The 13,040-nt window shown below is 68.4% G+C and carries 13 protein-coding genes; 7 read left to right on the top strand and 6 right to left on the bottom strand.

The annotated features are described in order from the left end of the window. Nucleotide 1: 1 nt before the first annotated feature. From ACQPYS_RS14430 to ligD, 3 genes are all read left to right on the top strand, one after another. Nucleotides 2–385, top strand: a complete 384-nt coding sequence (locus tag ACQPYS_RS14430; protein ID WP_063034462.1) for a cold shock domain-containing protein — start codon at nucleotides 2–4, stop codon at nucleotides 383–385. Between the two features lie 106 nt (nucleotides 386–491). Beyond that, the gene (locus tag ACQPYS_RS14425) at nucleotides 492–1,577 is read left to right on the top strand and encodes an ATP-dependent DNA ligase (protein WP_433492907.1); all 1,086 of its coding nucleotides are present in this window, start codon (nucleotides 492–494) and stop codon (nucleotides 1,575–1,577) included. Further along, nucleotides 1,574–2,584, top strand: coding sequence for a non-homologous end-joining DNA ligase (gene ligD, locus ACQPYS_RS14420; RefSeq protein ID WP_433492906.1), 1,011 nt, complete (start codon nucleotides 1,574–1,576; stop codon nucleotides 2,582–2,584). Before ACQPYS_RS14425 ends, ligD begins: the two co-directional genes overlap by 4 nt. Before the next feature lie 20 nt (nucleotides 2,585–2,604). Here the strand turns inward: ligD and ACQPYS_RS14415 are convergent, their stop codons facing one another. The 3 genes from ACQPYS_RS14415 to ACQPYS_RS14405 all read right to left on the bottom strand — a co-directional run bounded on the left by ACQPYS_RS14415 (nucleotide 2,605) and on the right by ACQPYS_RS14405 (nucleotide 5,359). Then, nucleotides 2,605–3,351 (bottom strand): hypothetical protein, encoded by a 747-nt coding sequence (locus ACQPYS_RS14415; RefSeq protein WP_433492905.1) that lies wholly within the window; start codon nucleotides 3,349–3,351, stop codon nucleotides 2,605–2,607. Nucleotides 3,352–3,522: 171 nt separating this feature from the next. Further along, entirely contained in the window at nucleotides 3,523–4,182 is a 660-nt protein-coding gene (locus ACQPYS_RS14410; protein WP_063034504.1) for a TetR/AcrR family transcriptional regulator, read from the bottom strand. Between the two features lie 31 nt (nucleotides 4,183–4,213). Then, nucleotides 4,214–5,359, bottom strand: coding sequence for an acyl-CoA dehydrogenase family protein (locus tag ACQPYS_RS14405; RefSeq protein WP_063034459.1), 1,146 nt, complete (start codon nucleotides 5,357–5,359; stop codon nucleotides 4,214–4,216). Nucleotides 5,360–5,587: 228 nt separating this feature from the next. Between ACQPYS_RS14405 and ACQPYS_RS14400 the strand changes: the two genes are divergently transcribed. The 3 genes from ACQPYS_RS14400 (at nucleotide 5,588) to ACQPYS_RS14390 (ending at nucleotide 8,886) form a co-directional block, all read left to right on the top strand. Further along, on the top strand, nucleotides 5,588–7,018 hold the full coding sequence (locus tag ACQPYS_RS14400) for an SDR family NAD(P)-dependent oxidoreductase (protein WP_433492904.1): 1,431 nt from the start codon (nucleotides 5,588–5,590) through the stop codon (nucleotides 7,016–7,018). Nucleotides 7,019–7,058: 40 nt separating this feature from the next. Next, nucleotides 7,059–7,442 (top strand): DUF2784 domain-containing protein, encoded by a 384-nt coding sequence (locus ACQPYS_RS14395; protein ID WP_063034457.1) that lies wholly within the window; start codon nucleotides 7,059–7,061, stop codon nucleotides 7,440–7,442. Nucleotides 7,443–7,533: 91 nt separating this feature from the next. Next, the gene (locus ACQPYS_RS14390; RefSeq protein ID WP_433492903.1) at nucleotides 7,534–8,886 is read left to right on the top strand and encodes a CoA transferase; all 1,353 of its coding nucleotides are present in this window, start codon (nucleotides 7,534–7,536) and stop codon (nucleotides 8,884–8,886) included. Nucleotides 8,887–8,907: 21 nt separating this feature from the next. Here ACQPYS_RS14390 and ACQPYS_RS14385 read toward each other — a convergent pair whose 3' ends face one another. From ACQPYS_RS14385 to ACQPYS_RS14375, 3 genes are all read right to left on the bottom strand, one after another. Beyond that, nucleotides 8,908–9,240: a hypothetical protein gene (locus ACQPYS_RS14385; protein WP_063034456.1), complete on the bottom strand. Its 333-nt coding sequence runs from the start codon at nucleotides 9,238–9,240 to the stop codon at nucleotides 8,908–8,910. A gap of 55 nt (nucleotides 9,241–9,295) precedes the next feature. Further along, the gene (locus ACQPYS_RS14380) at nucleotides 9,296–10,270 is read right to left on the bottom strand and encodes a GlxA family transcriptional regulator (protein ID WP_433492902.1); all 975 of its coding nucleotides are present in this window, start codon (nucleotides 10,268–10,270) and stop codon (nucleotides 9,296–9,298) included. 831 nt (nucleotides 10,271–11,101) lie between these two features. After that, complete coding sequence (locus ACQPYS_RS14375) at nucleotides 11,102–12,109, bottom strand: transglycosylase SLT domain-containing protein (protein WP_063034454.1); 1,008 nt, start codon at nucleotides 12,107–12,109, stop codon at nucleotides 11,102–11,104. A 290-nt stretch (nucleotides 12,110–12,399) separates the two neighbouring features. Here ACQPYS_RS14375 and ACQPYS_RS14370 point away from each other — a divergent pair, with 290 nt between their 5' ends. Next, entirely contained in the window at nucleotides 12,400–12,951 is a 552-nt protein-coding gene (locus tag ACQPYS_RS14370) for a dihydrofolate reductase family protein (RefSeq protein ID WP_063034453.1), read from the top strand. The last annotated feature ends 89 nt before the right edge of the window (nucleotides 12,952–13,040 follow it).

Here is a 13,040-nt window from a genome sequence, read left to right as displayed (position 1 = left end):
TGTGGTGGCCAGCGGGAAATTGGTGTCGTTCGACGGATCGCGGGGTTTCGGTTTCATCCGGCCCGAGGACGGTGGACCCGACGTGTTCGTCCATGTCAACGATATCGGCTTGGACGAGGACGAACTCCGGCAGGGCCGGGTGTTCGAATTCGACGTCACCGAGGGCGATCGAGGCCCCAAGGCGATCAATCTCCGGTCCCCGCGCGGACAGCACATACGGCCCAAACCGGTCGGCGACGGTGCCCGGTTGACCGCCGAGGAACACACCCGGCTGGTCACCGAACTTCTCCTGGACGCCTCCCCGGCGCTGACCGCCGGGGAGATCGTCGCCATCCGGGAGCGGCTCACCGATTTCGCGGTCGACCAGGGCTGGATCGACGGCTGACGGCCGGATCCGGCGATCTGTCGGTTCGAACTCCTATCATCGGGGGCGATGATTCGGCGTCGGCCGCGGCGTCGATACGGGTGAGGATCGACCCGAGGAGGATCGTGTGGATCTACCGGTGATGCCACCCATCCGGCCCATGCTGGCCAAAACCGCCCCCGACATACCACCGGGGCCGGGGCTGAGCTATGAACCCAAATGGGACGGGTTCCGCTGCGTGGTGTTCCGCGACGGTGCGGAGGTGGAGCTGGGGTCCCGTAACGATCGACCTCTCACCAGGTACTTTCCCGAAGTTGCCGAACTGCTGCGCGCCGCGCTCCCGGATCGGTGCGTCGTGGACGGGGAGATCGTCGTGGTCACCGATGACGGTCTCGATTTCGATGTCCTGCAGCAGCGGCTGCATCCGGCGGCGTCGCGAGTGGCCAAACTGTCCGTGGAGACGCCGGCGAGTTTCGTGGCCTTCGATCTCCTCGCTCTCGGCGACCGCGATCTGACCGAGGCGCCGTTCGCCGAACGCCGCCGCCTGCTCGAAACCATCCTGCGAACCGAGCCCGGCCGGGTGCAGTTGACCCCGCTCACCGGGGACCCGGCCGTGGCCCGCGACTGGTTCACCCGATTCGAGGGCGCGGGCTTCGACGGAGTGATGGTCAAAGCCGATGATCAGCCGTATCAGCAGAACAAGCGGGTGATGCTCAAGGTCAAGCACGAGCGCACCGCCGACTGTGTGGTGGCGGGTTTCCGCTGGCACAAGGACGGTCAGGGGGTGGGTTCGCTGCTACTCGGCCTGTACGACGACGAGGGCCGGCTGCACCATGTGGGAGTGGCGAGCAGTTTCACCGCCGCGCGGCGCACCGAGTTGATCGGTGAACTCGCCCCGTACCGGGAGAACGCCCTGGTCGACCATCCGTGGCGGGAATGGGCCGATGTGGTGGCCCAGGCCGGGTCCGGCGGCTCCATGCCCGGCGGGGTGAGTCGCTGGAGCGGCGGCAAGGACCTGTCGTGGGAGGCGCTGCGCGCCGAACTGGTGGCCGAGGTCAGGTACGAGCATCTCCAGTCCGGCCGGTTCCGGCACGGTGGGCGGCTGGTCCGGTTCCGCGCCGACCGCACCCCCGAGTCGTGCACCTACGCCCAGCTCGAAGAGGCCGCACCGGCGGAGTTGCGCGAGATCTTCGGAACGGCGGTGGCGAAATGAGCGAATCGGTGGAGATCGAGGCCGCCGGCCGGATACTCACCATCACCAACCCCGGCAAGGTGTATTTCTCCCGCCGCGGCGAAACCAAATTGGATCTGGTGCGCTACTACGAGAGCGTCGCCGAACCGTTCTTGCGGGTCAACGGTGGGCGGCCGCTGCTGCTGGAACGCTACCCGGACGGCGCGTCCGGTAAGTCCTGGTTCCAGAAGCGGGTGCCGAAGTCCGCCCCCGACTGGTTGCACACCGTGGAGGTCGCCACCCCGAACGGGACCACCAGCGACGCGCTGGTGGCGCACGATCTGGCGCATGTGCTGTGGGCGGTGAACCAGGGCTGTCTCGGCTTCCACGTCTGGCCCAATACCGTGCCGGATCTGCGGATCGCCGATCAGCTCCGCATCGATCTCGATCCCTCCCCCGGTATCGGTTTCGGCGAACTACGGACCGCGGCCCTGCGGACCCGGGAACTGTGTGACGAGCTCGGTATCGAGACATGGGTGAAAACCTCCGGATCGCGCGGCCTGCATCTCTATATCGCGCTCGAACCGCACTGGGACGGGTACGAGGTTCGCGCCGCGGCCGTGGCCCTCGCGCGGGAGCTGGAACGCCGCCACCCCGACGACATCACCGCGCACTGGTGGAAAGAGGAACGCGGCCGGCGAGTTTTCGTCGACTACAACCAGAACGCTCCGCACAAGACCGTGTTCGGTGCCTGGTGCGTACGGCCCAAGGTCGGCGCGCAGGTATCCACCCCGCTGGCCTGGGATGAACTCGATACCGTGGTCCCCGAGGATCTGACCATCGCGACGGTACCGGCGCGTCTCGACGAGCACGGCGATCCCTGGGAGTACCGCGCACCGCAGAGTATCGAGCCGCTGCTGCGGATGTCCGAACGCGATCTCGCCTCCGGTCTCATGGACGCGCCGTGGCCGCCGCAGTACCCGAAGATGCCGAACGAACCGCCGCGGGTGCAGCCCAGCCGGGCCCGCAAGCCGGCGACCGAGAGCTGAGCGGACCGGCCGGCGGCGGGTCAGGAGCTCCAGCGGGTCCAGATCCCGTTCTCACACACCAGGGCGTATCCCGCGGCGGTACGTGCGGTGGCGGTGCCCGGACAGCTCGCGTCTTCGGCACGGACGGTCTCGGCCACCCGGTAGGGGCCCGACCACTGATAGCCGGTGACCGACGCCGGATCGGTGAGGCACAGCAGGGTGCCGCCGTCGGCGGCGACACCGAGCAGGGCCGGTTCGGGGCAGGCGGTACCGGCCTCGGCGGCCGGCGGGGCCGAGGCGACCCCGCTCGCCGGCGTCGAGGGTTCGGGCGTGGCGCTGCGGCCGGGAGACGAGGTCCGGGTGCTCTCGGAGGTACCGGAGGCGGCCGCGGCCGGGGACTCGGCCGACCGCTGTCCGCCGGTGACCTCCCCCACCGCGTCGCCTACCCGAGAGAACACACCACCGGGCGTATCTCCCGGTGCGAGGACCAACGCCGCCAGCAGCGCCACCTCGCCGATACCGAGCAGTAGCGCGGTACAGGCCATGAAACGGCCGCGGGGATGCCCGAACGCGATCAGCCCGAAAACGATCGCCACCGGGAAGACCAGAATGAGCGCGGCCACCAGCGCGACGATCGCGTAAGGATTGACGATCGGGCGTTCGCCGGGTTGGGGCGGCTCTTCGGACCAGTCGTCGTCGCGCCGCCGGCCGGTGCGCGGTGGTTCCTCGTCCCGGTCCGGCGGAACTTCCGGCCAGCGCTCACCCGCCCAGCGCTGTGTATATGCCATGACCGATCCCTTCGAGCCGCCGTAGGCACAATCCTGGAGCAGTGGACCGCGCCCGGTATCGGAAAGGATAAGCCGCGACCGGCCGCTGTTCCGGTAAATCCCCCTGGCCGAAGCAGGGCCGGCCACCACCCCGAAACACCCGGCCGGTCCGCTGCGCCGGGCCATAGTGACTCAGTGCCCGCGGCGCACCCGCGGCAGCGATTCGGTGACCAAAGTGCTCAGCATGTCGACCAGCAGCGCGTGGACCTGGTCGCGGGTCATGGTCCCTCGGGTCAGCCACTCCCGGCCGGCCACCTTGACCAGGCCACCGTAGGCGCGGACCATCGCGCGTCGCGGCTCCGCCGAACCCGCACCGTCGGCGAGACCGATCATCGCCAGCAGCCGCTGTGCGGCCGCGTCGTCGGCCGCGTCGAGAATCTGCTGTACCTCCGGGTCGTCGCCGACCCCCTCGTGGCTGGTCACCTTGACCCAGGTGCTGCCGTGCTCGGAGATCGTGTCGAGCAACCAGTGCACGCTGGCCTCGACCCGTTCCCGGGTGGTGCCCGTGGGTACGGCCAACTCGTCGGCGCGGGGCAAGGTCACCATCCGGCGGACCACCGCGAGGTAGAGGTCACGTTTGTTGCCGAAGTAGTGGTTGATCAGGCCGCGGGCCACCCCGGCACGCTGCGCCAGTTCGGCCGTGGACACCGCCGCGTACGGACGTTCGCCGAACATCTCGATGGCTTGGGCGAGGATCTGGGCGCGGCGTTCATCCGGTTCGAGCCGGCGGCGCCGCGGCTGGTCGTCGGTGCCGTGCCCGCCGGCCGCGGACGAGCCGGGGCCGGCGGGCAGGTCGGCGACGGGGGCGAATGGAGGTTCGAGGTCAGAGCCCACGCGCGATGAGATCCTTCATCACTTCGTTGCTGCCGGCGAGGATTCGCAGCACCCGGGCGCCCGTGTACAGCTGGGAGATCGGGTATTCGGTCATATAGCCGTAGCCGCCGAAGAGTTGCAGGCAACGGTCCACGACGACACCGAGCTGATCGGTGGACCAGTACTTCGACATGGCGGCCGACTGGATATCGAGTTCCCCGCGCAGGTGCCGGGTGATGCAGTCATCGAGGAAGACCCGGTTGGTCCGGGCGATGGTCGCGCATTCGGCCAGTTCGAACTTGGTGTTCTGCATGGCGAACAGCGGTTTGCCGAAGGCCTCGCGGCCCTTGGTGTATTCGACGGTCAGTTCGACGGCGCGTTCCATCATCGTCACCGCCATGATGGCGGTGACCAGCCGTTCCTGGGCCAGCAGCTGCATCATCTGGTAGAAACCCTGCCCCTCGGCGCCGCCGAGCAGGTTCACTGCGGGCACCCGCAGTCCGTCGAAGAAGAGCTCGGCGGTGTCCTGGCCCTTGCCACCGATCTTGGACAGGATGCGACCGCGGGTGAAGCCGGGGGTGTCGTCGCCGACCTCGGCGAAGAGCAGCGAGACTCCGGCGGCGCCCTTCTCCGGATCGGTTTTCGCGGCGATGATGATGCCGTCGCAGAGCCAGCCGTTGGAGATGAAGATTTTCGACCCGGTGATCACGTACTCGTCGCCTTCGCGGACGGCCCGGGTCTTGATCGCTTGCAGGTCCGATCCGGTGCCCGGCTCGGTCATCCCGATCGACAGCACCATCTCGCCACTGCTCGCCTTGGGCAGTATCCGCTTCTTCAACTCCTCGGAACCGAATTCGGCCAGATAGGGCGCGATGATCGAGCTGTGCACCGGGATACCGAGGGCTCCGTCACCGGCGCGCACCTGTTCCTCGATGATCGCGGCCTCGTGGGCGAAGCTGCCGCCCCCACCGCCGAACTCCTCCGGGACCGCCGGGCACAGCAGGCCGAGTTCCCCGGCGCGCCGGTAGAGCGCCTTGTCCGGATGGCCCTGCTCGATGAACTTCTCCTCGTGCGGGACCACTTCCTTCTCGAAGTAGTTACGCGCGAGTTCCCGTACCGCCTCGACCTCGTCGTCGCTCCATGCGGGGCGTGCCATATCCGCGTCCTCTGTTCGTGATCAACCGGCCCGGCGCCGACGCACCGGATCGTCAACGACTTTTCCGCACTATTGGCGCGATGTCAACGAGGCGCGTTCCCATGGCTGACGACGCCTCCGGAGCAGGTGCCCGGACGGTCGCGGCGGCCCGGCTCCGGTCGCACCACGACCGTTTTGCCACAATGGTGCGCACGCTTTCCCAGCTCACGAAGGACTTCTTCCGCACCGATGGCCGCGCCCAGTATCGACCCGAAAGACCTCGCCACCTGTTTGCGCGTTCTCGACCAGGCAGGACAGCTGGATCCCGGCCATCCGGATTCGGCCACCGTGCAGCGCGCGGTCGGCCGGATGTTCAAGGAGCTCAAACGACAGCGCCGCCTCGCCGCCCGGCAGGCGAAACTCGCGGCGGACCGCGCGGTGGTCGCCGCCACCGCCACCGGTTCACCGAACCGCATCGATGACGAGACCGCCGGTATCCCGATCAGCTCCAGTACCACCGGTGCGTCGGCCGGCACCCTCCTGCGCCCCCGCGGCTGCTACATCTGCAAGGAGAAGTACACCCGCGTCGACGCGTTCTACCACCAGCTGTGCCCGGACTGCGCGGCCATGAGCCACGACCGCCGCGAGGCCCGCACCGATCTGACCGGCCGTCGCGCGCTACTCACCGGCGGACGCGCCAAGATCGGCATGTACATCGCGCTGCGGCTGCTGCGCGACGGCGCGCACACGACCATCACCACCCGCTTTCCCAACGACGCGATCCGCCGCTTCGCCGCCCAGGCCGACAGCGCCGACTGGCTGCACCGGCTGCGCATCGTCGGTATCGACCTGCGGGATCCCGCCCAGGTGGTGGCCCTCGCCGACGATGTCGCGGCTCAGGGACCGCTCGATGTCCTGATCAACAATGCCGCGCAGACCGTACGCCGCTCCCCCGGTGCCTACAGTGCCCTGGCCGCCGCCGAAGACGGGCCGCTGCCCGCCGGCCGTTTGCCCGAGAAGGTGACCTTCGGACAGACCACCCGCGCCCATCCGACCGCGCTGACCGCCTCGCTGGTTCCCACCCTGTCCGGCGCCGATGTGGCCGAACTCGCGCTGGTGGCGGGGTCGGCCACCCCTGACCGCATCGCCCGCGGGGTGGCGATCGATGCCGGCGGCCTGGTACCCGACCTCGCCCACAGCAACAGCTGGGTGCACACAGTGGGCGAAGTGGACCCCACCGAACTGCTGGAGGTCCAGCTGTGCAATTCGGTCGCCCCGTTCATCCTGGTCTCCCGGTTGCGGCCCGCGCTGGCCGCGGCGTCCGCCCGCCGGAAGTACGTGGTGAACGTCTCGGCGATGGAGGGTCAGTTCTCCCGCGGCTACAAGGGGCCGGGGCATCCGCACACCAATATGGCCAAGGCGGCGCTGAACATGCTGACCCGGACCAGCGCGAAAGAGATGCTCGAAACCGACGGTATCCTGATGACCGCGGTGGACACCGGCTGGATCACCGACGAACGACCGCACTACACGAAGATCAGGCTGGCCGACGAGGGTTTCCACGCCCCGCTCGACCTGGTGGACGGCGCGGCCCGGGTCTACGACCCGATCGTGCGCGGCGAAGCCGGTGAGGACCTCTACGGCTGTTTCCTGAAGGACTACCGGCCTTCCCCGTGGTGAACCCGATGCCGTAACCCATCCGAGGACATACCCTGGAAGGGTGTGGTATCGGCTGATCGCGGATATGGTCGCCGCCTTGCATCTGCTGTTCATCGGCTACGTGGTGGCGGGTGGCTTCCTGGCGTGGCGGTTCCCGCGCACGATCTGGTTGCACGGGGCCGCCGCGGCCTGGGGTTTCGGCACGGTGCTGGTCGGCTACGACTGCCCGCTCACCTACGCGGAGAATTGGGCCCGGCACCGCGCCGGGGTCTCGGGATTGCCGCCGGAGGGGTTCATCGACCACTACCTGACCGGGGTGATCTACCCGGAGAGCATGCTCGCCGAGGTGCAACTGCTGGTGGCGGCCTGTGTCCTCGTGTCGTGGGCCGGGCTGTGGTGGCGCGCCCATCATCCGCACGGTCCGAACGCGCGGGTCGCCGGCTGATCCGTGCCCGCCGGTGACGGTGTGATGAAAATCGCTGTGCCATCGGATGACCGGGCCTTCACCGTGCCCACGGCCCACTACCCTCGGTGCGGTGGACGTGGGCGCACGGCTGGTCCGTGATTACGAAGACGGGGCAGGTGTCGGTGAGTCGGACCCGGTGAACTGGCCCGACCCCGGGCAGTATCTCGCCGCCACCCTGCCGGTGTGGGGGCTGGCCGCGGGATCGGTCCAGGCGTTCGTCGCGGCCGCCGATCGGTACCGGCAGGCCACCGCGACCACGCCGATCCGGCACCGACTGAATCCCGAACGTATCGCGGCGTCCTTCGCCAGTGACCGGCTGCTGCGGATCGCCGGTGCCCCCGTCGAGGGGTTCGCCGACCTGTCCGGTTTCTTTCCCACATTCGACGGCTGGGTACGCACCCACGCCAACTATCCGCATCACCGCGCCCGGCTGCTGTCGGCCCTCGAACTCCCCACCGACGCGCCGCGGGAACTCGCCGAGGCCCAGATGGCCATGATCCGTGCCGCCGATCTGGAAGAGCTGGCCGCGGCTCGGGGCGCCATCGTGATCCGGGTACGCGACGAAGCACAGTGGCGGGCCGGACCGCAGGCCGCTGCCGCCGGGGCCGGTCCGCTGGTCGCGCTGGTGGAACGCGGTGACCGGCGCCGGTATACGCCGCCGCTACCGGGGACTCCGTATCAGCCACTACAAGGCGTACGAGTACTGGATCTGACCCGGGTGATCGCCGGGCCGGTGGCCACCCGGGCGCTGGCGCTGCTGGGGGCCGAAGTCCTGCGGGCCGACCCGCCGGGCCTGCCGGAGATCTCCTGGCAGTACACCGACACCTGCCAGGGCAAACACTCGACCCTGCTGGACCTGCGGTCGGGCTCCGCGGCCTGGGAGTCGCTGCTGGACTCGGCCGACGTTCTGGTGACCGGGTACCGCCCGGGCGCGCTGGAAAGGCTCGGTCTCGCCGGACGGCCGGGGCTCGTACACGCCCGGGTGAGTGCCTGGGGGTTCACCGGGCCGTGGGCGGGCCGGCGTGGGTTCGACAGCATCGTGCAGGCCGCCACCGGAATCGCCGTGATCGAGGGGGCGTCCGCAGTGCCCGGGGCGCTCCCCGCGCAGGCACTCGACCACGCCTCCGGCTACCTGCTCGCGGCCGGTATCGTCGACGCGCTCGCCGCCCGTGTGAGCGACGGCCGCGGCCGGGATGTGCGGGTGTCGCTGGCCCGCACCGCGACCTGGTTGCTCTCGGAACGAGGCCGCACACCCGACCATGCGGCGCCGGCGGTACCCGGTCCAGGGAGCACCGTCACCCATGGACAGGTCGTCAGTGCGGCGCCGGCCCTGGCCGAATACCCGGACTACCCGTTCCCGGCGCCGGGGTATGGTCGCGCCGAACCCCACTGGGCGGAGCGGCGGGCGCCCGAGCCCCGCTGATCTCACACGACGGGGGAGAGCTCACAGGCCGGTGGCGAGCCGCACCACGACCGTGTCCTGGGTGATCTCCTGCACCGCCAGGTTCAGGCCCTGCACCGAACCGGACTCTCCCATGGGCACGGTGACCGGCCGGCCCGCCACCGACAGGGTGACGAGATCGCCCTGTACGGAGGTGAGTTCGGTATCCACACCGAGCACGCTGATCTTCGCCTGTACCCCCCGCTCGAACCTCACGGTGCAGCCGCTGACGTCGCATTCGCTCCGCGCTCCCGGTCCCGTCGCGGTGCAGGCCGAAATCCCCAGCGACGCGGCAGCACCGAGCAGGAAGGCGGCGGTCAGCCGTCGAACAGACATGCGGACAGTGTAGGGATCACCTCGTTCGCCGCCACCGGAACCGGACGGACCGCACCTACCAGGGGAGGCGGTGGGCGCGGATCTCGGCCAGGGACTGGCCGCGCCGGCGGCGGGCGAGGGCACGCAACGCGCTGGCATTGACGTATCCGACTTCGCGCGCGACCGCGCCCACGGTGAGACCGCCGGAACGTAGCAGGTGAGTCGCCCGGTCGAGCCGGATATCGTCGGCGAAATCCTTCGGTGACATCCCGAGCGCGGCGCGGGTCGCGCGTTGCAGGCTGCGTTCGGTGACACCGAGTTCACGCGCGGCGGTGGCGATCAGGAACTGTTCCGAGAGATGGTCGCGCACCCAGCGTTCGTAGCCGGCGATCAGCGAACTACCGCGGGCCATCACTTCGGGTATCGCGTAGGGCGTCTGACTGGCCCGCGGCCCCACGGCGAGGTATCGCATGGCGCGTTCCGCGAGCTCCGGACTGGTCCGGTAGATCAGCGACAGCGCCATATCCATATGTGAGAGCGAGGCACCCGCGGTGGTGATCCCGTCCCCGTGACAGACGATGCAGCTTTCGTCCAGCTGAACCCGGGGATAGCGCCCGCGGAAACAGGCGCCCAGCCACCAGCTGGTCGTCGCCGGGGAGTCGTCGAGCACCCCGGATTCGGCCAGGAAGAAGGTCGCGGTGCAGGCGGCGGCCAGATGCACTCCCTCCGCCCGCGCCCCCCGGATGTGCTCCAGGACCCGTGTGTGTTCCGCATCGGTGACCAGCTCCACCAAGGGCTCGGGTTCGAGAATGTCCACCGCCGCCACCGCCAGCGTGTCCAGCGGCGCCGGGATCTCCCCCAGCGGGGTGGTCGGCACCAGATTTCCGCTCCCCGAACGCACCGAGGAGCCCTGCGACACCGTGCGAATATTCCAAGGAGGCGGCGGGTTCCGCAACTCCTTGCGCAGTGCGTTGGCCGTACCGAACGTACCGAGCAGTGCGCCCAGACCGAGATCGGCCACACCGTCCACCACGAGAATTCCGACGTCCACGCCCGGAGGATACGGTTCGGACAGCTCGATCGAAAACCGGACGGTCCCTATCACCGGAGAAATTTTGAGCGGGCGCGCACTCCGATCACCTGCGCGGTGTCGCAAACAGAGCGTTTCCTGTCGCATCCGCCCCTCTTATCGCGGCTGCCGGAGGCCGTAGGGTCGGAGACACAGAACGGTGCCGGTCGCCTTCGCGCGGCCGGCACCGTTGTTGTGTCGCCGTCGAACACAGGTGACCGCGGATCCACCGGGCCGCGATCCCGGTCCGTGGACGACGAACTCGGCACCGAGCGAGAGCGTCGCCGCCTCACCGCGGATATCGCCGGTCACCGTCGGCCCGGATCTCCCGCCGACGGCAACGAACCGCACAACAGCCGCTCGGGACCGACCCAGCGTGTGGGAATGCATGGCTGCGGCGCTGCGGGGTGCGCCGCAGCCTTTCATTCATATACGCCGTCCCGTGGTGCGGTGCGACCGTCGCCGCCCCGGAGACGGCAGGTCCACGAAGATGGGCCACCGCGTAACTCGGCGGCGTGGAACCGCCCCGCGCCGCCGAGAGTAGCGAGCCGGGATCCTAACGGCCGCCCAGACCGAAGCCCGAATCGTCTATGTCGATACCCGGATCGAGAATGCCGCAGATCTTCCAGCCACCGTCCCCTCGGCCAGGCCGTAGGCCATGTCGGTCGTGGTCGAGGTGCCCATCACCTCCGGACATCTCCATGGTGAATGTGCCCTTATCGCTACCCGCGGGGATATCGACGCTCTTCAGCGTGGTCGTCGACTTCCGAATGACACCGGTGATCGGATCCCCTCGCCCCCGGTGAATTACGGTCAGTATCCGACGTAACCGGCGCCGTGGGACATATTGACGATCCCGGGGACATTCTCGAGCGAACCGTACCGGTCGATAGCGTAGGCGGTGCCCGCGCAGATGTTGTCGACCGGATTCCAGATATCGGTGTGGCCGGGCAGGGCATGAGCATTGAAAGTCGGATCGATGGTCTGCATCAGCCCCTTGGACGGTGTGCCCGCTTCCGCATTGCTGTCCCAGAGGTTGATCGCGTTCGGATTGCCGCTGGACTCCTTCTCGATCATCGTCGCGATGATGGCAGCGTCGGAGTCCGTGACGTTGTATCCGTTCTGCTGGAGTATCTCGATGGCCTGATCGATCCACTGCGCCAGATCACCGGTCGGCATCTTGGTCGGTCTGCCGGAGGTACCGGTGATCTCGCCGCCGGAGCCGGAATCGTCGCCCGGGCCGGAGGCACCACCACCCGAGGACCCGCCGCCCATCAGCGGGCTCATCGGGGAGCCACTACGTCCCGGCGACGCGGTGGTACCTCCCGACCGGTCCTGCGGCACCTGCAGGGATTTGTTCTCCAGTTCGTTGTGGGCGGACTGCACCTTGCGGACGGTGGCGCCGATGGCGTTGTCGATCGCGACCACCGCGTCGAACTGCTGCCGGGTGGTGGGGTTGTCCGGGACGCTGTCGGTGATCTCGACGATCGCGGTGCGCAAGTCCTCGAAGTAGCCGGTGACGCCGTTGGCATCGTCGGCGGCCAGGGCGGCGAGTTCGGCGATCTGGTTGTCGAGGGTGTTCCAGTCCTCTATGTAGGCCGCGACCTGCTTATCCAACAGCTCGTATTTGTCCCCGAGCTCGCTGTCGCCGGGACGCTCGCCGGCCAGTCGGGCGAACTGCTGGGCGGTGAGGCTCGTCGCGGTACGGTCACCCAGGGCGTTCTGTAGTTTCTTGAGAACCTTCTCGGCGTAGTCGATATAGGGATTCAGGAGCGGAGCGTTCCACGGACGACGGAGTGTCCAGCTCTTTGCGACGACCATCGCCCTCCGTCCCGCGCCCAGTACACCACCACTTTCTCAACAGAGTTCCATCGGCGCGCCGCCGAACATCCCCGCTGGTGAGAAGTCCCCAGCATTATCTTCACCGAACAGAAATCCGTCCCGCGACCCGGCATCATCCTCCCGCTGCCGAGAATGCGCACCGGAGCGAGATCGGCGGGTGCCGATGAGAAAGCCTGTGCTGTCCCGTCTACCCGAACGAGACCGACAACCCCGGCGGCTCACCGCAGAGCGGTGGCACACACCGAGCCGCTGTCAGGAAGGACATCATCATGGGAACCATCGCCGTGCACGAGTTCGTCTCCCTCGACGGATCGTACGAGGACCCGTCGTTCACCTTCGAGTTCGGGTTCGATCCGCAGATGGGCGAAACCCTCGCCGCGATCACCGACGCGGCGAAGGCGATCCTGCTCGGTCGCAACACTTTCGAGATGTTCGCACCGGCGTGGTCCACCCGCACCGTGGACGACGATCCGGGCGCCCCGTTCTTCAACGACACCGTCAAGTACGTCGTGGGCGCACAAGAGCCGCAGGTCGAATGGGCCAACAGCGTCCCCCTGGGCGCCTACGATCCCGACCGGATCCGCACGCTGAAGGACGAGATCGACGGAATCATCTACATCAGTGGTAGCGGCACCCTGGTCCGGGCGTTGCTCGCCGACGGCCTGGTCGACGATCTGCATCTGTTCGTGTATCCGATCGCCTTGGGCAAAGGAGAGAAACTGTTCACCGACGGGGTCGATGCCACGAAGTTCGCGCTGAAAGGCCACGACGTGTACGCCAACGGCGTGCTGCACCTGGACTACGGCCCGGTCGGTTCCTGACCCGGCCACCGGTACCGGCGACGCCTGCCCCGCAACGCTCTGGTCGTATCCACCACCGCACCACTCCCAGCGGCTAGGTTCGACAGCAG

Source organism: Nocardia grenadensis, from assembly GCF_050942415.1.
Classification (GTDB): domain Bacteria; phylum Actinomycetota; class Actinomycetes; order Mycobacteriales; family Mycobacteriaceae; genus Nocardia; species Nocardia grenadensis.
The sequence above is the reverse complement of the archived record's forward strand: the minus strand, read 5'-3'. Positions and strand labels throughout refer to the sequence as shown.